This is a genomic window from Streptomyces sp. NPDC051105, assembly GCF_040682795.1.
GTDB lineage: Bacteria > Actinomycetota > Actinomycetes > Streptomycetales > Streptomycetaceae > Streptomyces.
Map to the genome: position 1 here is coordinate 623,463 of NZ_JBFBBR010000002.1, position 19,733 is coordinate 643,195.

Below are 19,733 nucleotides of genomic sequence, written 5' to 3' on the forward strand. Positions count from 1 at the left end.
CGCCGGCGGCCGCGGGTCTCCTGGGTCTCCTGGGTCTCCTGGGCGGTGGTCACGGGAGCAGCCAATCGACGGGGTGCTGGTCGGCCAGCCGGATCGCACCCGAGGCCAGGGTCATGGAGTCGAGCGTGAACGGCGGTCCGTCCGCCGAGGACCACTGGTAGCCGCTCTTCGTCTTCCTCGACGGGTCCAGCCGGACCAGGACCGCCACCGGGCGGCCCTTCTTGGTGAACTGCTCGCCGAGCTGGCTGTCCCCGAGGAACGCGGAGATCGACTGGGCCGACTGGGCGGCTCGGTCCACCGACTTCACATGGCCGCGCAGCACTCCGTACTCCTGTGTCGACACCGACGACACGGTCAGGTCGACCGGGGCGTTCGCGGGGATGGCGGAGGCGTTCTCGGCGGGGACGTAGACCGTCGCGTAGAGCGGGTCCGAGGCGTGCGCGATCTTCTCCACGGCGGCGACGTTCGCACCGGTCTGGATGATCTGCCCGATGGTGGCGGCGAGCGCGCTGATCCGGCCCGCGGCGACCGTGCGCACCACCGAGTCGCCCTGGCCGGTGTGCACCTTCAGAACGGGGGCGTTGGCCGGCAGCCGTTCACCCTGCTCGGCGAGGACGGCCGTGACCTGCCCCGCCACCGGGCTCTGCAGGATGTAACTGCCCTGCCCGTGAGTCAGGATGGCCTGCGCGCTCACCGTGGAGGCGACCGAACCGGTCACCGCCCACACCGAGGCCGCCGCCATCACGACGACCGAGACGGACAGCGCGAGCCAGCCCTGCGGACGCGCGAAACGCACCGGAAGATCGAGCTCCTCCGGCGACTGGAGCTTGGCGAGGGCCTGTTGGCGGAACTGCACGGAACTTCCCTCACCTGTGGGAGAGACGCTGGTGAAAGGGGTGTTTCAGAGGGACGCCTCAAAACACCCGAGAGCCCCGGTGCCGGGGTACGGCTCCGGGACTCAGCGGCAACGAGGTGCGATCAGAGACCGGCGACCAGGTTGGTGACCGGCTGGGTGTTCAGGCCGGTGACACCCTCGACGGTGCCGACAACCGTGTTGACCAGGCCGGAAACCGGGGCAACGCCGTCCACCAGGCCGGTGACGGTGCCGAGGGCGTTCAGGGCCAGACCGCCGGAGACGTTGTCGAGCTCGGCGTCGGAGATCTCGACGGTCTCAACCTGGGGGGTGGAGTTCATGTGGGAACTTCCCTTCATATGGATATTCACAAGGGGGAGAGCGGCCCCCCAACGGCCCTATGGGGACAGTACGGATGGCCGCGACCGCAGGCGCCGGGCGCCCGTCTCCGGGAGCCGTCGGCGACCCTGCGGTGCGATGGATCAAAGCACGCCCGCGGTCCGTGCCTCCAATCAACCATGCGTCTCACCTGGGAACTTGAGCCTCAGGGGGGCTTATCCGTGCAGGCGTGGGCACGTCTTGTCGGCGACTCCTTCACACACCGCACGCCTTCGCCCCGGCCGCACGGCTTGCCCCTCGGGCGGCGAATCCGGCACTCCGCGCCAAAGCCACGGCTGGGGGCGCGCAGTTGTGCAGATCCGCCGCTCCCCGTGGGCTGCTTGGGTAGTGGATGTGCAGATTCCCTGAAGCAAGGATTCCGGTACGTGATCGCGACGGACCGTCAATGAACGATTGCTGACCGTGTCCGTCCGGGGTGCGGATTTCATCCCACGAGTGCGTGGACCGCGCGCGCCCGGGCCGCGAGCGCCCCCGACCGTTCGTCGCTCATCGTGATGTCGGCGAACGCCGCCAGGCGCCCGAGTCCGCTCGGCACCGCTTCGATCAGGACAGCCGAACCGCTCACCGGGCGCCCGAACGGCATCGACCGCCGCCCCGTCGTCATCGGCACGAAGCCGCCACGGGCCGCCGAGACCGCGATCGCGGTCGCCGTGTCGGCCGCCGCCGTCAGCGCCTTTTCCGAAGGCCCGCCGCGCTCCCGGGGCAACCCGTTTGACCAGGGCGGACACGCCAACCCCCGGTCCCCGCCCACCGCCTCGACGGACAGCCCGGGATCGAGCACCCAGGGGGCGAAGCCGGCGGAGACGATCTTGTCGGCTTCGGCGGCGGTCATCGTCATATGGGGGATTTGTTCCCGGGTCCGCGGCACGGCGCCCACCACCGCCCCGAGACCCGCGTGGCGTGGCCGATTCGCCCTCGGTCAAAGGAAGTTAAGAAACGGAACTGAACGCACCACGTGACCCGCCCGTACCTATGGCCATCCAGGCGCCGCTCACGAACGACTGCCCGAACACGGCAGACACTCCGTCCCTTGGAGGTCGAGAAGTTTGAGTCACAAGCGAATTCCGAAGCGCAAGGCCGCTATCGCGGTGGGCGGTGTCGCCGCGCTCGGAGCTGCGGCGTTTCTGCTGCCGATGGCCAACGCGTCTCAGGACAACGCCTCCGGCGCCACCGCCACCGCTCCCAAGACGCTCAAGTCGGCGAGCGACGCCTCGGATCTGTCCGCGCAGCTCCAGGACCTGCTCGGCCAGGCCTTCGCCGGGTCGTACTACGACAGCGGCAAGCAGCAGCTCGTCGTCAACGTCATCAACGGCGACAACAACATAGTCGTCCAGGCGGAGAAGGCCGGCGCGGTCGTCCGTCAGGTGCAGAACAGCAACTCCGAATTGGCGGCGGTCGCCAGCACCCTGAAGACCAAGGCGACCATCCCGGGCACCGCCTGGGCCGTCGACCCGAAGACCAACAAGGTCGTGGTCACCGCCGACAGCACCGTCACCGGCACCAAGTGGGACACACTGGAGTCCACGGTGCAGCGCCTCGGCTCGGACATGGCGACCCTCAAGAAGTCGTCGGGCACCTTCAAGCCCCTGGTCTCCGGCGGCGACGCGATCTTCTCCCAGGTCGCCGACGGCACCGTCCGCTGCTCCCTCGGCTTCAACGTCACCGCCTCGGACGGCAGCCCCGCCTTCCTGACGGCCGGGCACTGCGGTGTGGCCGCCAAGGACTGGTCCGACTCCGAGACCGGCGAGCCGATCGCCACCGTGGACCAGGCCACCTTCCCCGGCGAGGGCGACTTCTCGCTCGTCAAGTACAACGACCCCGCCACCCAGGCGCCGAGCGAGGTCAACGTCGGCAACGGCCAGACCGTCGCCATCAACCAGGCCGTCGACGCCACCGTCGGCGAGACCGTGTTCCGGATGGGTTCCACCACCGGGCTGCACGACGGGCAGGTCACCGGCCTCGACGCCACCGTCAACTTCCAGAGCGAGACCGACCCCAACGGTGTCGACACCGTCACCGGCCTCATCCAGACCAACGTCTGCGCCGAGGCCGGCGACAGCGGCGGCTCGCTGTTCACCCAGGACGGCGGCGCGGTCGGTATGACCTCCGGCGGCAGCGGCGACTGCACCTCCGGCGGCGAGACCTTCTTCCAGCCGGTGACCACCGCCCTCCAGGCGACCGGCGCGACCCTCGGCGACGCGGGCGCGGGCGCCGGTGACGCCGGGGCCACGGCCGACCCGTCCGCCACGGCCGGTGACGAGAACGGTGCCGGTGACCAGGCCGGCGGCGACCAGATCGGCGGCGCCGCCGACCCGTCCGCGACGGCCGGCGACCAGAGCGGCACCGGCGACGAGACCGGCACGGGCGACGAGACGGGCACCGGCGACGAGACCGGGACCGGTGACCAGTCCGGGACCGGTGACCAGTCCGGGACCGGTGTGAACGACGGCTCGTCGGTCGACGACGGTTCGTCGTCCCACTGACCCACCGCCCGCCCTGCCAGCGGTTGCGGCCGGTGGTGGACGGTCCGGCCCTCCGGCGGGAGGGCCGGACCGCATCGCACCCCGCGGCCGTCAGCCGACGGGACATGCTCTGAGCAAGAGCACCGCAACGTCGTCGACACGCTCCTGCGCCGCCGCACTGTGCCGCACGAGCGTGTCGGCGAGCTTGTCCAGCGGCTGGTCGCCGTTCTCCGCGAGCAGTTCGCCCAGATCGACCAGCGCGTCCTCGATGTCCACACCGGGTGACTCGACCAGCCCGTCGGTGTACAGGGCGAGCACCGAGCCCGGCGCCAGCGGCACCTCGGTGGTCGGGTACGTCGCCTCCGCGTCGATGCCGAGCAACGGGCCACCGGCCAGGTCGAGCACCCGCACCCGCCCGTCCGGACGTCTCAGCAACGGCGGCGGATGCCCGGCCCGGGCCATCACCGCCCGCCCCCGCTCCGGATCCAGCCGCAGATACAGGCAGCTCGCGAACAGATCCGACCCGGAGTCGATGAGAAGCCGGTTGGTGCTCCGCATCACCTCCTCCGGCGCCTGCCCGACGGTGGTGAAGGCCCGTACCCCGGTACGGATCTGGCCCATCAGCCCGGCCGCCGTCACGTTGTGCCCCTGGACGTCCCCGATCACCGCCGCCGCCAGCGGCCGGGTGGGCACCAGGTCGTAGAAGTCGCCGCCGATCTCCATGCCGTGCATGGCCGGCAGATAGCGCGCGGCCGCCTCGATGCCGGGCGGCGGGGTCAGCGAGTGCGGCAGCAGGGCCGCCTGCAGACCATGTGCCAGCTGGTTCTTCGCGTCGTAGAGCAGGGCCCGCTCCAGCGCCTGCGCGATGAGCCCGCCGAGACTGGTCAGCACGGCGCGCTCGTCCGCGGGGAAGCCATGCGGCTCGGCGTAGGCCAGGACACAGGTGCCCACCGGCCGGCCCGACGCGATCAGCGGCAGGTACGCCCAGGCGGCGAACCCGTCCGGGGCCTCGATCCGGCCCGGATACAACCGCTCCAGCTGCTGCTTCGACTCGAAGAACGCGGGCACGCCGGTGTTCAGGACATGGGTGCCGGGCGTCCGTTCGGCCAACGGCAGGCCGTCGAAGCGCTCCACGGTCCGTGGATCGTCGTACCCGCGCTGCCCGAGGACGTGCAGCCGCCCGCCCCGGGACCCGAGGACGACCAGCGCCTGGCTGCCGACGGCCGGGGCCACCTCGTCGGCCACCAGCTGCACCACGTCCTGCACACCGACGGCCTCCGTCAGCGCCCCGGCCAGGCTCAGCACCTGCGAGATGGTGACCAGCCGGGAGCCGGGCGCCGCGTCGGCGCGCGGCAGCGCGCCCACCATCTCGGCGACCGCCCGCGCCCGGCTGATCCGGGTGGTCAGCCCGGTCGTGCTCGGATACATCCGGAACGACAGCCAGTCGCCCGGCGGCTTCAGCGCCACGAACGACGTCACATGCTGGCTGATCAGAGCCGCCCGGTAGCGGTCCTCGTACATCGGGTCGTTCAGCCAGGGCACCGACACCCACGGCTGGGTGCCGAGCAGGTCACCGACCTGGACGCCGAGCAGCTCGGCCGCCGCCGCGTTGGCGAAGGCGACCCGCCCGTGCAGATCGAGCGAGAGCAGCCCGTACGGCAGCCGCGCCACCATCCGCGCCGCCTCCACCGTGCCCAGCGTGCCCGCATCCCCGGACGGGGGCGCCGCCAGCAGATCCGGCTCGGCCCGCAGCGCACGGTGCACTCGGCCGGCCCGCTCCAGTCGCTTCGCCAGCCGGTCGGCGGCCGAGGTCAGCTCCGCCCGTTCCCGGTCGGACAGCACCGTCGGATGCGAACCGGGCCAGGTCACGTACAGCGCCCCGTACACGGTGTCCGCGCTCGCCACGGGCACCGCGGCGAGCGCGAACGGATAGGGCAGCACCACCGCGATCCGCGGATACCTGCGCGCCATGTCCTCCTCGCCGCCCACCCACACCAGGCGCCGCTCGCGCACCGCCTCCGCCACCGGGATCGGCGTGCTCAGCCCGACCCGCTCCCAGGGCGCCACGAAGGCCCGCGGCAGTCCCGCCGTCACCGCCATCTCCAGGACCGGCTCGTCGGCGGCGAGCAGATAGATCGCGCCGGAGTGCGCCTGGACCTCCTCCATCAACGAGGCCAGCGCGAACGACAGCAGCAGCGGCGGCCGGCCGGACCGGGTCGCGGCGGCCGCTGTCTCCTCCAGGCCCGGCGTGACCGGCGCGGGAGGAGCCCCCATCCTGTCGGACACGCCCGACCACCTCCTCGTCCGGCCGCAGTCGCGTCCTCGGGGTCAAGACTCCCTCCTGGCGGCGACGGGCGCACGGCGAGAGCACCCCGGCCCCGCACCGGGGCCCCCGCACCGGGCCGCATCCGCCTACCCCGTTCGCCTCGGCACATTCCCCCGCAGCCGAAGCGCGCGGCAGCGTACGGGCGCCGGGCGTGCGCCCCCGCGCGCCTTGATGGCCGGAACTCCGCGCCCATGAACGGTCGCGGACGCCAAGAATGGGGCACGCGTTCAACACCATGAACCGAAGAGCCGAGGTACGGCTGAGGGGGCGGCGGTGATCCGGGTACTTCTGGTGCACGACGCGTGTCTGGTGAGGTCGGTCCTGGCGGAGTGGTTACGCCGGGAACCGGGGCTCCGAGTGGACGACACGCCCTGGCACAGCGCACGGGGGCGGGTCCGGGCGGTACGGCCGGACGTGTGTGCGGCCGACCTCGACAGCTCCGGCACCCACGGCGTGCCACCGCTGGGCGACCTGCGCCCGGTGGAGCCCGGCACCACCCCGCCGCGGCTGGTGGTGCTTGCCGGTGCGAACAGACCCGGATTGCTGAAACGGGCCGCCGACGCGGGGGCGCTCGGCTACGTGGACAAGGAGGGCGCGCCGGAACGACTGGTGGAGGCGATCCGGCGCGCATCCGAGGGGGAACGTTTCGTCGACGACTCGCTGGGCTTCGGATTCCTCAAGGCCGCCGAGATCCCGCTCACCAGACGCGAGTTGAGCGTGCTGGAGCTGGCGGCCGGCGGGGCGTCCATCGCGGAGATAGCCGGGAGCCTGCACCTGTCCCACGGGACGGTCCGCAACTACATGGCGGCGATCACCCGCAAGACCGGTGCCCGCAACCGCGTCGACGCGATCCGGATCTCCCAGGGCGAGGGGTGGCTGTGAACCCTGTTCAGCGGGGCGTGGGTGGTCGGGCCGGCGCCACCAGGTCCTGGTAGAGGGCGCAGGTGCGCAACAGCTCCTCGTGGGTGCCGTACGCGGTGCGCGGGCCGTCCATCACCAGGATCCGCTCGGCGCGGCTGGCGGAGGAGATCCGGTGCGCGACCACCACCAGGCTGCCGCCGGGCCGTCGGGCGAAGGCGTGCTCGGCACGGGCCTCGGCCTCCGGGTCGAGATGGCAGGTGGCCTCGTCGAGCAGGGCGAGCGGCGCGGGGGAGAGATAGGCGCGGGTGAGCGCGATGAGCTGCCGCTCGCCCGCCGACAGCTCCGCCGGATGCACCGGCGCGTCCGGGCCGCCGCACCGCTCCAGGAGCGGGGTGAGCCCGACCGCCTCGGCGGCGGCCAGCAGCTCCGGTTCCGGGACGGGGTCCGGGCGCAGCAGCCCGAGGTTCTCGGCGAGGGTGCCCGTGTGGACGTATGCCTCCTGGGGGATCAGCACCCGCAGCGCGGCGGCCCGGGCCCCCGGCACGCGGTGCCCGCACACCCATATCTCACCGTGGGCCGGGGCCAGCAGCCCGGCGGCCACCGCCGTGAGCGTCGACTTGCCGATCCCGCTCGGCCCCACGACGGCGAGGTGACCACCACGCGGGACACACAGACCCAGCCTGTCGAGCACGGGGGTGCTCGCCGGCCCGTAGGCAAAGGTCACCGCGGAGAGGACGAGCGCCGGGGCACCGGCGCCCGGGGACCCGACGGCCTCGGCGGACGTACCGCCGTCCGGAGCGGCAGGGACTGCGACGGAGGTGGTGTCCGGGGTGCCGGTGCTTTTGGCGGAGCCGGCGGGCTCGGCGGATGCGCGGGCGTCCTGAGTAGCCGGGGCCTCGGTGGATGTGCCGGAGTCCGGGGCGCAGGTGGCCTCGGCGGACGTGCTGGAGTCCGCGGTACCGGTGGCCCTGGCGGGTACGCCGGCGTCCGGGGGCGGGTGGAGTCTGCGCAGCACTACCGTCAGGCGGGATCCGCTGGTGCCCAGGCCGTGCACGAGGTTCTGCAGGGCGGGCAGCAGGGACTGGGTGACGTAGGCGAGCGCGCCCACCAGGGCCCCCGCGGTCACGCCGTGGGCGAGCAGCCAGGGGGCGCCGGCGAGCAGCAGCACCAGGGGCAGCTGGCCGCCGACCGCCAGGGCCGCCACCCGTACGACACTCCAGCGGGCCAGCGCCCGGGCGGCCCGGAACTCGCCGTCGACGTGCTCCCCGACGCGCTCGGCCACGTACTCCTCGGCGCCCGCGGCCGTGACGTCCCGCAGTCCCGGGCACACCTCGCCCAGCTCTGCCGCGAGGGCCTCGTCGGCGACCAGGAAGGCTTCCTGCCGGCGGGCCAGCAGGCGCAGGGTGGCCGCGAACAGTCCCAGGCCCGCGAGGAGCGGGGGCACCACGACCAGCAGCAGCGGCGGCGCGAGGGCGCACAGCCCGGCGAGGGCTCCGGCGACCGTGAACACGAACGAACGGGACACCATCACCAGCCCGGCGAGGGTGTCCCGCGCGATCTCCACCTGCTGGGTCAGCCCGGACAGCGCCCCCCGGTCCCCCTCCCGCACCCCGCGCGCCACCACCGTCGCCACCAGCCGGTCCCGCACCGGCTCCACCAGGTCGGCGACCACCCCGTACACCCGGCGCGTCCCGAACGCCCCGACGCCGACGCCGAGCGCGGCCGCCGAGAGCCACCGCAGCCCGGTCCGGGCGTCCCCGGCCAGGAACCCGGCGTCCACCGCGCGGGCCAGGGCGTACCCGAGGAGGAAGGTCTGCCCGGCCTCCAGCACCGACCAGAACGCGAGGCGCGCCAGTACCGGCCGACGCACCTGAAGCAGCCGCCCGATCACCGCGCGGCCTCCTCGGTCCCGTGCGCCCGAACTCGGCCGGGCGCCCCGGGCGAGCGGCCGGTCACCGGGCCGGTTCCTCGGGCAGTCGGGCCCCGAACACCGCCGGGCGCCCGGACCAGCGAGCTGGTCACCGCGCGGCCTCCTCGGGCAGTCGCGTTGCGAACACCGCCCGGTACTCCGGGTCCCGCCACAGCTCCGCATGCGTCCCCGCCGCCCGCACCCGCCCCCCGTCCAGCCAGGCCACCGTGTCCGCGCGGGCCGCCGTCGCCGCACGGTGGGCGACGATCAGCCGGGTCGGTCCGGGGCCCGGTGCCAGCAGGGACTCGGTGATGTGGTGTTCGGTGACCGTGTCCAGGCTGGAGAGGGCGTCGTCGAGGATCAGCAGCCGCCCGGGGTGTGCGAAGGCCCGGGCGAGGCCCAGGCGCTGGGCCTCGCCGCCGGAGCGGGGCGAGTCGGTGAGACGGGTCGCACAGCCGTCGGGCAGCCGGCGGATGTAGGCCTCGGCCCGGGCCCGGCGGGCAGCGGTGCGGACCTCGGCGGGGGAGGGGGTGGTGAGGCCGAAGGCGATGGTGTCCTCGACGGTCGTGCCGAGGAGAGCCGGGCGGGCGAAGGCGCAGGTGACGGCCCGGCGCAGCTCGTCGTGGGGGAGGGCGGGCAGTGGAACGCGGTCGAGCAGGACCTCTCCGGCGTCCGGGTCGGCGAGCCGGCCCGCGAGAGCGGCCAGCAGGGACTTGCCGGTGCCCGAGCGGCCGACGACCGCGAGGACGGTGCCGCCGGGGACGGTCAGATCGACGCCGTCGAGGACGGCGCGGCCGCCCCGGTGGGCGGTGATCCCGCGCAGTTCCAGGAGGCCGGGGCCCGGCGGGAGCGAGCGGGTGCCGTACGCGGGCGCGGGGAACGCGGTCACCTCGGCGAGGCGCCGCGCGGACGCGCGGGCCCGGGTGAGGGCGGCGAGCTGTCCGACCAGTACGCCGACACCCGTCGCGAGGACCGCGTAGCGGGAGGCGGCGAGGACCTCGCCGACCGAGATCCGGTGCCGGGAGAGCAGGAAGCCCGCCACCGCCACGACGGCGAGCTGGAGCAGCGGGCCCACGGTGACCGCCTGGGCGGCCGCCCGGCCCTGCACCCGCCACATCCGGTGCCCCGCACGACCGAGTGCGGGCAGCGGGCGCAGGATACGGGCCGTCTCCCGGTCCTGGAGGCCGGCCGCCGCGATGGTCCGCCGGCCGTCGACCGCCTCCGCCAGCGCGCTCGCGATCCGGCCCTGCTCCCGCTGGTACTCGGCCACGCACGCCGAGGTGTCCCGGGTGAACGCCCGCAGCAGCAGGGCGAGTACGGGCGCCCCGGCCAGGAACACGGCCGCCAGCCACGGGTCGACGACGCCGAGCGCGACCACGCCCCCGACCGGACCGGCGAGCGCGGCCAGCAGCGCGGCGAAGGCGGCGGGCCCGGTACCGGCCTGCGCGGCGTTCCCGACCAGCCGAGCCACCAGGTCCCCGGCGCCGAACCGGGTCAGCGCGCGCGGCCCGAGGGCCAGCACATGCGCCGTCACCCGGCTGCGCAGCCCGGCCGTGGCGTGGGCGTCGACGGTTCCGGCGAGCACGCTCGCACAGGCGTCGAGCAGGGCGAGCAGCAGCACCAGGGCGGCGGCCCGGGCCACCCAGCCCGCCGCCGGAGCGCCCGCCAGCAGCAGGTCCAGGGCGCGGCCCAGCGCGGCGGGCAGCAGCAGCCCCGCCGCCGTGCCGGTCGTACTCAGCACGCACAGGACGGCGCAGCGCACCCCGGCGTGGCGCAGGGCGGTGCGCGAGAGGTCGTGGGGATGTGAGTCTGAAAGGTCCTGGGGATGTGAGTCTGAAAGGTCCTGGGGAGGTGCTGTCATCTGCCGCGGGCCTCGCCTCGGGGGACGGCTTCGGGCGAAGGCCCCGGACGGGCCCTCTCCCGCAGGAGAGGGCCGCCCGGAGCCGGGTTCGCGGTGCCGGTCAGAGACAGAGCAGAACGCTCGCCGCCGACACGCACGACAGGAGGCTCACCGTGCTGGCGCCGCCGCCGTCGTGACGCTCTTCGGACTCCAGGGTCTGCAGGTCGAGAAGGGCCATAACGTGTCCTTTCCGGGGACCGAGCGGTCCCCCCGGTGTTGTCGGGGACGGGGTTGTGCCACGGCGCCGTCAGTGTGCGGAGCCGCGTGCGGGGGCCGCCGGTGGCGGCGGGAGGAACGGCAGGTGGGCGGAGCGGTCACCGTCGAGGGCGGCCGTCAGCGCCAGCAGACAGCCGGCGGTCCCGGTGCCGAGGTCCATGGAGAGCCGCATCATCTGGTGCCCGGGGAAGGCGAGCTGGCCCTGGTAGGCCATCGCGAACCAGCCGAGCCCGTCGACCTGGGCGGCGAGCCGCTCCGGGTCGGCGCCGGTGCGGGCGAGGTGCAGGATCATCCCGGCGCGGCCCTGGAAGAGGCCGGGCTGGGCGTAGAAGCGTGAGGTGGCGGCGGTCAGGACGGCCGCGCGGGCCCGCTCGAAGACGCCGGTCGCGTCGGTGCCGTGGGCGAGCCAGTCGTCGAGGACCAGCCCGATCCCCGCGCTGCCGTCGCCGAGGTAGGGCAGCGTGCGCCAGCCCTCGTCGACCTCCAGGCCGCCGCCCTTCTGCACCACACAGCGGTCCAGGTCCCGGCGCAGCGCCTCGCCGGCCGCGGCCAACAGGCGCGGTTCGCCGGTCCGTTCGTACCGCCGCAGCAGGAACAGGGCGGGCCCGGTCGCGCCCCGCAGCAGCCCGGCGCGGCGCCCGGGCGCGTCCGGGACCGGTTCGGCGAGCCGTCGTACGAGGATCTCGGCGGCCTCCGCGGCCCGCTCGCGCAGTTCCGGCTCCCCGGCCGAGTCGGCGAGGGCGTCGAGGACCAGGCCCAGACCGGCCAGGCCGCCGTGCAGGTCGGAGGAGAGGTTGCGCCAGTTCTCCCGGAGGATGCCTGCCATGAGGTCCAGGGCGCGCTGCCGGTGGCCGAGCCCCTCCAGGACATGGGCGACGCCCGCGAGACCGTCGTACAGGCCGAGCGGGGTGCCGGGCGGCGGCGGTGCGGTGTGGTCGAGCAGCCAGCGCTCGCCCTCGTCGTAGCGCTCGGCGCCGGCCCGGTCCAGGGCGTACAGCACACCGGCCGCGCCGTGCGCGAGGCCGAGGCCGCCGCCGTCGCCGAACTGGGCGATGTCCCCCGGGAAGAGCCGGTCGTCGCGCTCGGGGGTGGCGGAGGCGAGGATCGCCTTGACCATCGAGTCGCGGCTGTGCGGCCAGTCCGCCGGTACGACGGGCCGCGCGGCCGGGGCGCCCCGGGTGATCTCCGCGACCGCCTCGTCCAGGAAGGCCCGCGGCACGTCCGGGAACTGCCCGGCGATCACGTCCGCGAGATGGGCGGCCTTGCCCCGGTCGACGACGAACAGGGTGGTGACCGGCAGGAACAGGGCGAGCCGCAGACAGGCGAGCGCGTACCGGTCGACCTCGACGCCTCTGCGGTCCGGCGGGGCGAAGAAGCCGGGGTGGGCGACGACCTGACGGCCGTTCTCCTCGACGGGCGCGGCGGCCTCGAAGTCGATGAGGAACACCGACTCCTCGTCGGGCCCGACCATGATGTTGAAGACATGCAGGTCGTTGAAGACGATCCCGCGCGCGTGCACCGCCGCGACGGCCGCCGTCACCCTCCGGTGGATGCGCAGCGCCCACCGCGTGTAGGCGCGCACGGCCGCCGGATCCGGGTCCGGGGTGAGCAGCGGATGCCGTTCGGCGAAGAAGGCGTTGAGCGGACGGCCCTCCAGGAAGTCCATCACCAGGAACCGGTGGTCGCCCAGCGTGAACCAGTCCCGGACCTCGGGCACCACCCCGGTGCCGGCCGCCGCCTCCAGCGCGGCCTTCTCCCGGGCGAGCCGGGCGACGGCGTCGGCGCCGTCGGCCGCGAGCCCCGCGTGCGGACGCCCCTCCTTGAGCACCACCCGCCGCCCGTCCCGCGTGTCGGTCCCGGCGTACACCCCGCCACCGTTGGAGAAGTGCAGCGCCTTCTCGATCCGGTACGGCAGCTCGCCGACCGTGGTGGCGTCCCGCGCCGCGAGCTGCGGCTGCAGGAACTCCGGCAGGGTCACCCACTCAGGCACCTGGAAGGAGGGCGCCCGCCGGTCCGGCACCAGCCTGCCCGCGCCGTCCCGCACCGCCGTCACCAGCGAACCGCGTTCGTCGACGACGTACGTGCGCGCGAACGCGCCGTACCGGACGTATAGCGGCCCCTCGTGCCAGCGCAGGTCGGTCAGGATGTACGGACCCTCGAAACCCTCCAGGAGCGCGCCCAGCTCGCGCAGCACCTCCTGGAGCCGGTCCTCGTCGGCCGGGTAGACCGTCACGAACTTGCCGCTGGTGTCGCGGCCCGCGTACTTGGCGTTGCGCAGATGCAGCAGATGCGGTCCCGGAACGAACTTGAACGGGATGCGGCGCGGCACGCAGTAGTCCCACACGATCGCGGCGATCCGCTCCGCGTTCGCCCGGGTCGCCGAGGAGTGGATCTTCCAGCCCTGGGCAGGCGACGGCAGCGGCGCACCGTCCGGACCCACCGGCGTCATGGTCAGCCAGTCTCCCGAGCGCGCCGCGTGCCAGCCCTCCGGCACCGCGCGACGCGCCGTCGCGAACAGCTGCTCCGTCCGCGGCCCGGCTGTCCCGAGCCGGTCGGGTGTGTCGTAGAAATGCCCGTCGGCGAGCGCGTACACCTCGTACCGCCTGTCCATCCGCCTCCCCCTCCGTGGCCCGGCCCCGACACTCGCAGGCGCCGCACGGTCGCGGAAAGTCATGTCTGTCACGAGCTCACCGTGCGGGACGCACGGGTCAAGACATGTTCGGTGCCTTTCGAGCGCAACGGACCCCCGGCCTCCACGTAACGGTCACAGGGGCTGCGCAGACGCCTCATAAGCGCTGTAATGGCGGCGTGGTCAGTGAGGGCGCCGCGGTACGCGGAATCAGAACGGAGCGCGCCGAAATAGCCCTCGAAACGCTCACGGGCGATCCCGGCGCACCCGACCGGCTCCGGCGTGTGCTCGAACAGGCACTGGTGCTCGCCGGAGCGGCGTTCGCCGGGGTGTACGCGCCCGGCGACGACGGCACCGTGCTGCGGCTGGCCGAGTCGGCCGGACTGCCCCGCACCTTCTTCGGACTGCGTGACGCCTACCCGGCCGTGGGGCGGTCCCCGGTCGCCGAGGCCCACGGCACCGGGCGGCCCGTCTGGCGGGGACCCCAGGAACTGGCCGACTGCCCGGCAGCCCGGCGGACCCCGTCCCAGGAGTTCTCGCTGGCGGTCCTGCCGGTGCCCGGCCGCGCCGGACTCCTGGTCGTGGTCGGCGAACGGGACGGCGGGTTCGGCCCCGAGGACCGCGCCTGTCTGCAACTGATCGCCGACGCGATCGCCCTGCCCGCCCCGCTCCCCACCGTCTTTGACACCGGCGAACTGCCCCGCGACGCGTTCAGCCTCGCCATGGACACCGGCCGGATCGAGGTCGGCGACGGCATCCTCGGTCTCTTCGACATGAGCCCGGACGACTTCGACGGCAAGGTCGAGACCCTGCTGGGCCGTACCGTGCCCGAGGACGTGCCCGCCCTGATGTCCGTGGTCGAGGCCGACCACATGTCCATCGGCGACCGCGAGCTGGAGTTCCGGATCCTGGATCCCTCCGGCTCGCCCAAGTGGCTGCGGCTGCGCGGCCGCATGGTGCCGTCCGCCGAGGGGCGCCCCGCCCGGCTGGCCGGTACCGTCGCCGACGCCTCCACGCTCCGCTCCGACGTCACCGACGTGGCCCGGGTGCAGCGGCTCGCCGCCGCACTGGCCACCGCCGGCACGGTCAAGGACGTCAGCCGGGCCGTCGTCACCGCCCTGCGCGGACCGCTCAAGGCCGACCGCATCGCCCTGGCCGAACTGGAGAACGAGCGCCTGGTCGTCACCGTCCTGGACCCGCCCCACGCCGAGTCCTGGCCCGAGGTGTGGCGCAGCGAATGGCGCACCGAATGGCCGGACGCGCCGGTGCGCGCCATGCCCACCCTGGCCGCGGCCCTGCGCGAGGGCCGCCCACGGATCTGGCCCGTCACGACCGCCCTGGAACCCGCCCTCGCCGAGGTCGGCCCCGGCGGCCTCGCCGTCCTCCCGCTGCCGGCCGGCGGCCGGATGGCCGGCGCCTGTCTGATCGGCTGGGACAGCCCGCACGAATTCGGCCCCGACGAACGCGCCCTGCTCACCGCCGCCGCCGGCCTCGCCGGGCAGGCCCTGATGCGCGCCCACGCCTTCGACGCCGAGCACGAACTGGTCGGCATGCTCCAGCGCGCCCTGCTGCCCCGCCGGCTGCCCCGGCTGCCCGGCGGGATCGCCGTCGCCCGCTATCTGCCCACCACCGAGGGCCTGGAGGTGGGCGGCGACTGGTACGACGTGATCCCGCTGACCGACAACCACGTCGCCCTCGTCATCGGAGACGTCCAGGGCCACAGCGCCGCGGCCGCCACTCTGATGGGCCAGCTGCGCACCGCGCTGCGCGCCTACGCGAGCGAGGGTCACACCCCCGACGTGGTCGTCTCGCACACCAACCGGCTCCTCATGGACATGGAGAGCGACCTCTTCGCCACCTGCTGCTACGTCGACGTCGACATGGAGGCCGGTATCGCCTGGTGCGTGCGCGCCGGCCATCTGCAGCCGGTCCTGCGTCACCCGGACGGCACCACCGAGGTCGCCCGGACCGAGGGCGGCCCCCCGCTCGGCGTGGTGGACCAGGCCGATTTCCCCATGACCCAGCTCAGCCTGCGCCCCGGCACCCTGCTCGCGCTCACCACCGACGGTCTGGTCGAGTCGCCCGGCGCCGACATCGACGAAGGCATGGAGCGCTTCGCCCGCGACCTGGGCGTCTCCGACCCCGGCCACCTCGGGCTGGTCGCCGACGCCCTGCTCGGCAACTCCCACCGCACCGACGACGTCGCCCTGCTGCTGATGCGCTACGACGGCATGGCCGTGCGCCCGCTGCGGGAGAGCTGGACGGTGTGGCGGGTCCCGGAGGCGGCCCGGCACGCCCGCCGCTTCAGCCGCCGCACCCTGCGCTCCTGGGGCGTCACCGACGACGCCATGGACACGGGCCTGCTGGTCGTCTCCGAGCTGGTCACCAACGCCCTGATCCACACCGACGGCCCGGTCCGGCTGGATCTGACCCTGGTCGACCACCGGCTGCGGATCGCCGTCGTCGACGCCTCGCCGCGCAGCCCGGTGAAGCCCGCGAGCATCGGCTGGGAGGCCACCGGCGGGCGCGGGATCCTGCTCGTCGAGGCCGTGTCGACCGCCTGGGGGACCGTGCCGGTCAGTGGCGGCAAACAGGTGTGGGCGGATCTCGTGCTGGAGGGCTGAGGGTCACGGGGGCGGGCACCCGGCCGTCTCGGGAGGCGGGGTGAACCGACCATCCTTAATGTCCTTGATGTGGCACACACCTTCAATGAACTCGTGGCGAAGCACCGCGCGGCAGAGGCGGCCCACGAGAAGGTCCTGGAACTGCGGGACGCCTACGGACCGCCGGCCCTGCAGCAGCCGGGCGGCGCCCAGTCCGAGACCTACGAGACCGCCCTGCGCGCCTGGCGCGACCTCGCCCGCGACGAACTGACCGCGGTGAGCGAGTACGCCCGCGACGAGGGCCGGGTGCGGTCCGAGGTCGAGGCGGAGGTGGAACGCGCCGCCGCCTGGCCGGAGGACTCCTGAGGCGTGCCGGAACGTGCGCCGAAATGACTGTACAAAACAGGCGAGATGCTACTTCGGGGCACCTCGCGGTCACACGGCATCCGCACCGAGGCCATACTGGCGTAACCCGTCAGGAAAGCGGGGGAACGTCTCAACCAGATGTTCACCTATAAGGTGTAGTGAATGAAGGCTTTGGTGCTCTCCGGCGGTGCCGGCACGCGGCTGCGGCCGATCACCCACACATCGGCGAAACAGCTCGTGCCGGTGGCGAACAAACCCGTGCTGTTCTACGGGCTCGAATCCCTTGCCGCCGCCGGCGTCACCCAGGTCGGGATGATCGTCGGTGACACCGCCGCCGAGATCGAGGAAGCGGTCGGCGACGGGTCGAAGTTCGGCCTCGACGTCACCTACATCCCCCAGGAACGCCCGCTGGGCCTGGCCCACGCGGTGCTGATCGCGCGGGACTTCCTCGGCGACGACGACTTCGTCATGTACCTCGGCGACAACTTCATCGTCGGCGGCATCAGCGGACTGGTCGGCGAGTTCCGCGAGACCCGCCCCGACGCGCAGATCCTCCTCACCCATGTGCCCAACCCGCGGGCCTTCGGTGTCGCCGAGCTGGACGCCGACGGTCAGGTGGTCGGCCTGGAGGAGAAGCCGCAGCAGCCCAAGAGCGACCTCGCCCTGGTCGGTGTCTACCTGTTCACGCCGGCCATCCACGACGCCGTGCGCGCCATCAAGCCGTCCTGGCGCGGCGAGCTGGAGATCACCCACGCCATCCAGTACCTCATCGACCGGCGCGCCGACGTGCGCTCCACGGTGATCAAGGGCTACTGGAAGGACACCGGCAACGTCGTCGACATGCTGGAGGTCAACCGGACCGTCCTGGAGGGCATGGAGCCGCGGATCGACGGCGAGGTCGACGACGCCAGCCAGATCGTCGGCCGGGTGGTCGTCGAGGCGGGCGCCCGCGTCACCAACTCGCGGATCGTCGGCCCGGCCGTGATCGGCGCCGGGACCGTCGTCGGCGACTCCTACGTGGGCCCCTTCACGTCGATCGCCGAGAACTGCCGGATCACGGAGAGCGAGCTGGAGTTCTCCATAGTGCTGCGGGACTCCTCCATTGACGGGGTGGCCCGGATCGAGTCCTCGCTGATCGGTCGGCATGTCGAGGTGACCCCCGCAGCCGGCACCCCCAGTGCCCATCGCCTCGTCCTCGGAGACCACAGCAAGGTGCAGATCCGTTCATGAACCTCCTCGTCACCGGCGCCGCCGGCTTCATCGGCTCCACGTACGTCCGCGGACTGCTCGCCGACGGCGGCCCCGACGCGCCGCACCTCACCGTCCTGGACAAGCTCACCTACGCGGGCACCCTCACCAACCTGCCCGCGTCGCATCCCCGCCTGACCTTCGTCCAGGGCGACATATGCGACGCCGAACTGGTCGACAGGCTCATGGCCGAGGCCGACCAGGTCGTGCACTTCGCGGCCGAGTCGCACGTCGACCGCTCCATCGACGGGGCCGGCGCGTTCGTCCGCACCAACGTGGTCGGCACCCAGACCCTGCTCGACGCGGCCCTGCGGCACGGCGTCGGCCCGTTCGTGCACGTCTCCACGGACGAGGTCTACGGCTCCATCGAGTCCGGCTCCTGGCCCGAGACCCACCCGCTCCAGCCGAACTCGCCGTACTCCGCCTCCAAGGCATCCTCGGACCTGCTCGCGCTGGCCTTCCACCGCACCCACGGCCTGGACGTCCGCGTCACCCGCTGCTCCAACAACTACGGGCCGCACCAGTTCCCCGAGAAGGTCATCCCGCTCTTCGTGAGCAACCTCCTCGACGGCAGGAACGTGCCGCTCTACGGCGACGGCAGCAACGTCCGCGACTGGCTGCACGTCGAGGACCACTGCCAGGGCATCGAGCTGGTCCGCACCGGCGGCCGGCCCGGCGAGGTCTACAACATCGGCGGTGGCACCGAGCTCAGCAACAAGGAGCTCACCGGCCTGCTCCTGGAAGCCTGCGGCGCCGACTGGAACCGCGTCGACCGCGTCGCCGACCGCAAGGGCCACGACCAGCGCTACTCCGTCGACTGGAGCAAGATCCACGACGAGCTGGGCTACACCCCCAAGCACGACTTCACCTCCGGCCTCGCCGCCACCGTCGCCTGGTACCGCGACAACCGGGACTGGTGGGAGCCGCTGAAGGAACGCGCCGCTCTCGAATCCCGCAAGGACCAGGAGAAGCACTGATGAAGTGGCTCGTCGCCGGCGCGGGCGGAATGCTCGGCCATGACACGGTCGAGGAACTCATCCGCCGGGGTGCGGAGGTGGTGGCCCTGGGCCGCGCCGACCTCGACGTCACCAGCGCCGACTCGGTGGAGTCGGCGGTCGCCGGGCACCGGCCCGACCTGGTGGTGAACTGCGCCGCGTACACGGCCGTCGACGACGCCGAGACCGACGAGGAGCGGGCCCTGCTGATCAACGGCGAGGGCCCGCGCCTGCTGGCCCGCGCCGCCGCCCGGCACGGTGCCCGTCTCGTCCATGTCTCCACGGACTACGTCTTCGACGGCGAGGCCCGCACCACCCCGTACCCGGAGGACCACCCCACCGACCCGCGCACCGCCTACGGCCGTACCAAGCTCGCCGGTGAGCGGGCCGTCCTGGCCGAGCTCCCGGGCGCGAGCGCGGTGGTCCGCACGGCCTGGCTGTACGGCACGCACGGAAAGAACTTCGTGCGCACGATGATCGAGCTGGAGTCCCGCCGGGACACCCTCGACGTCGTCGACGACCAGCGCGGCCAGCCCACCTGGAGCGCCGACCTGGCCGCCCGGATCGCCGACCTCGGCCCCCGCCTCGGGCGGGACGACCGTGTCCACGGCGTCTTCCACGGCACCAACTCCGGCACGGCCACCTGGTACGAGCTGGCCCGCGAGGTGTTCCGCCTCCTCGACGCCGACCCGGAACGGGTGCGCCCCACCACCAGCGCGGAGTTCGTGCGCCCGGCACCCCGCCCCGCGTACAGCGCCCTCGGCCACGACCGGTGGGCCGAGGTCGGTCTGGAACCACTGCGGGACTGGCGTCAGGCCCTGGCGGAGGGGCTGCCGCACATCCGCAAGGAGATGCCCGCATAAGGCAGTTCGCGCGCGTCTGCCGCAGGGCGGCCGACGGCTCACCGAGCGTGTCGGCCGCCCTGTGGTGCATGGAAATGCCGAGCCCGTCGGGCCTTTTTCACAG

At 73.3% G+C, this 19,733-nt stretch carries 15 protein-coding genes; 7 read left to right on the forward strand and 8 right to left on the reverse strand.

All coding sequences use genetic code 11. The features are described 5' to 3' along the window. Positions 1-49 precede the first annotated feature (49 nt). The 3 genes from AB0N16_RS06785 to AB0N16_RS06795 all read right to left on the reverse strand — a co-directional run bounded on the left by AB0N16_RS06785 (position 50) and on the right by AB0N16_RS06795 (position 2,090). Positions 50-856 (reverse strand): HlyD family efflux transporter periplasmic adaptor subunit, encoded by an 807-nt coding sequence (locus tag AB0N16_RS06785; RefSeq protein ID WP_365793771.1) that lies wholly within the window; start codon positions 854-856, stop codon positions 50-52. A 122-nt stretch (positions 857-978) separates the two neighbouring features. Beyond that, entirely contained in the window at positions 979-1,194 is a 216-nt protein-coding gene (locus tag AB0N16_RS06790; RefSeq protein ID WP_351696982.1) for a type A2 lantipeptide, read from the reverse strand. 482 nt (positions 1,195-1,676) lie between these two features. Further along, positions 1,677-2,090: a thioesterase gene (locus AB0N16_RS06795; RefSeq protein ID WP_365793773.1), complete on the reverse strand. Its 414-nt coding sequence runs from the start codon at positions 2,088-2,090 to the stop codon at positions 1,677-1,679. 208 nt (positions 2,091-2,298) lie between these two features. On the opposite strand from AB0N16_RS06795, the gene AB0N16_RS06800 reads away from it, so the two are divergent. Then, the gene (locus tag AB0N16_RS06800; protein WP_365793775.1) at positions 2,299-3,735 is read left to right on the forward strand and encodes a S1 family peptidase; all 1,437 of its coding nucleotides are present in this window, start codon (positions 2,299-2,301) and stop codon (positions 3,733-3,735) included. Between the two features lie 90 nt (positions 3,736-3,825). On the opposite strand, the gene AB0N16_RS06805 is transcribed toward AB0N16_RS06800, so the two are convergent. Next, positions 3,826-5,988, reverse strand: coding sequence for a GAF domain-containing SpoIIE family protein phosphatase (locus tag AB0N16_RS06805; protein WP_365794063.1), 2,163 nt, complete (start codon positions 5,986-5,988; stop codon positions 3,826-3,828). A 325-nt stretch (positions 5,989-6,313) separates the two neighbouring features. Here AB0N16_RS06805 and AB0N16_RS06810 point away from each other — a divergent pair, with 325 nt between their 5' ends. Then, the gene (locus AB0N16_RS06810; RefSeq protein WP_365793777.1) at positions 6,314-6,922 is read left to right on the forward strand and encodes a response regulator transcription factor; all 609 of its coding nucleotides are present in this window, start codon (positions 6,314-6,316) and stop codon (positions 6,920-6,922) included. 7 nt (positions 6,923-6,929) lie between these two features. Here the strand turns inward: AB0N16_RS06810 and AB0N16_RS06815 are convergent, their stop codons facing one another. The 4 genes from AB0N16_RS06815 to lanKC form a co-directional block, all read right to left on the reverse strand. Continuing rightward, a complete protein-coding gene (locus tag AB0N16_RS06815) occupies positions 6,930-8,792 on the reverse strand; it encodes an ABC transporter ATP-binding protein (protein WP_365793779.1) in 1,863 nt (620 codons plus the stop codon). A 127-nt stretch (positions 8,793-8,919) separates the two neighbouring features. Continuing rightward, complete coding sequence (locus AB0N16_RS06820) at positions 8,920-10,671, reverse strand: ABC transporter ATP-binding protein (protein WP_365793781.1); 1,752 nt, start codon at positions 10,669-10,671, stop codon at positions 8,920-8,922. A 100-nt stretch (positions 10,672-10,771) separates the two neighbouring features. After that, positions 10,772-10,888: a SapB/AmfS family lanthipeptide gene (locus tag AB0N16_RS06825; RefSeq protein ID WP_351696969.1), complete on the reverse strand. Its 117-nt coding sequence runs from the start codon at positions 10,886-10,888 to the stop codon at positions 10,772-10,774. A gap of 69 nt (positions 10,889-10,957) precedes the next feature. Further along, complete coding sequence (gene lanKC, locus AB0N16_RS06830; protein WP_365793783.1) at positions 10,958-13,537, reverse strand: class III lanthionine synthetase LanKC; 2,580 nt, start codon at positions 13,535-13,537, stop codon at positions 10,958-10,960. Between the two features lie 197 nt (positions 13,538-13,734). On the opposite strand from lanKC, the gene AB0N16_RS06835 reads away from it, so the two are divergent. From AB0N16_RS06835 to rfbD, 5 genes are all read left to right on the forward strand, one after another. Beyond that, positions 13,735-16,179, forward strand: a complete 2,445-nt coding sequence (locus AB0N16_RS06835) for a SpoIIE family protein phosphatase (RefSeq protein WP_365793785.1) — start codon at positions 13,735-13,737, stop codon at positions 16,177-16,179. A gap of 69 nt (positions 16,180-16,248) precedes the next feature. Next, positions 16,249-16,524 (forward strand): hypothetical protein, encoded by a 276-nt coding sequence (locus tag AB0N16_RS06840; protein WP_365793787.1) that lies wholly within the window; start codon positions 16,249-16,251, stop codon positions 16,522-16,524. Positions 16,525-16,686: 162 nt separating this feature from the next. After that, positions 16,687-17,754, forward strand: coding sequence for a glucose-1-phosphate thymidylyltransferase (locus AB0N16_RS06845; RefSeq protein WP_365793789.1), 1,068 nt, complete (start codon positions 16,687-16,689; stop codon positions 17,752-17,754). Continuing rightward, entirely contained in the window at positions 17,751-18,749 is a 999-nt protein-coding gene (gene rfbB, locus AB0N16_RS06850) for a dTDP-glucose 4,6-dehydratase (RefSeq protein ID WP_365793791.1), read from the forward strand. The genes AB0N16_RS06845 and rfbB overlap by 4 nt, the downstream gene beginning before the upstream one ends. Then, positions 18,749-19,630: a dTDP-4-dehydrorhamnose reductase gene (rfbD, locus tag AB0N16_RS06855; RefSeq protein ID WP_365793793.1), complete on the forward strand. Its 882-nt coding sequence runs from the start codon at positions 18,749-18,751 to the stop codon at positions 19,628-19,630. The genes rfbB and rfbD overlap by 1 nt, the downstream gene beginning before the upstream one ends. The last annotated feature ends 103 nt before the right edge of the window (positions 19,631-19,733 follow it).

Bases quoted from the DNA above. Each gene is read 5' to 3' on its own strand.
- AB0N16_RS06790 (WP_351696982.1), bottom strand. From the start codon at position 1,194: ATGAACTCCACCCCCCAGGTTGAGACCGTCGAGATCTCCGACGCCGAG.
- AB0N16_RS06795 (WP_365793773.1), bottom strand. From the start codon at position 2,090: ATGACGATGACCGCCGCCGAAGCCGACAAGATCGTCTCCGCCGGCTTC.
- AB0N16_RS06805 (WP_365794063.1), bottom strand. From the start codon at position 5,988: ATGGGGGCTCCTCCCGCGCCGGTCACGCCGGGCCTGGAGGAGACAGCG.
- AB0N16_RS06820 (WP_365793781.1), bottom strand. From the start codon at position 10,671: ATGACAGCACCTCCCCAGGACCTTTCAGACTCACATCCCCAGGACCTT.
- AB0N16_RS06825 (WP_351696969.1), bottom strand. From the start codon at position 10,888: ATGGCCCTTCTCGACCTGCAGACCCTGGAGTCCGAAGAGCGTCACGAC.
- lanKC (WP_365793783.1), bottom strand. From the start codon at position 13,537: ATGGACAGGCGGTACGAGGTGTACGCGCTCGCCGACGGGCATTTCTAC.
- AB0N16_RS06845 (WP_365793789.1), top strand. From the start codon at position 16,687: ATGAAGGCTTTGGTGCTCTCCGGCGGTGCCGGCACGCGGCTGCGGCCG.
- rfbB (WP_365793791.1), top strand. From the start codon at position 17,751: ATGAACCTCCTCGTCACCGGCGCCGCCGGCTTCATCGGCTCCACGTAC.
- rfbD (WP_365793793.1), top strand. From the start codon at position 18,749: ATGAAGTGGCTCGTCGCCGGCGCGGGCGGAATGCTCGGCCATGACACG.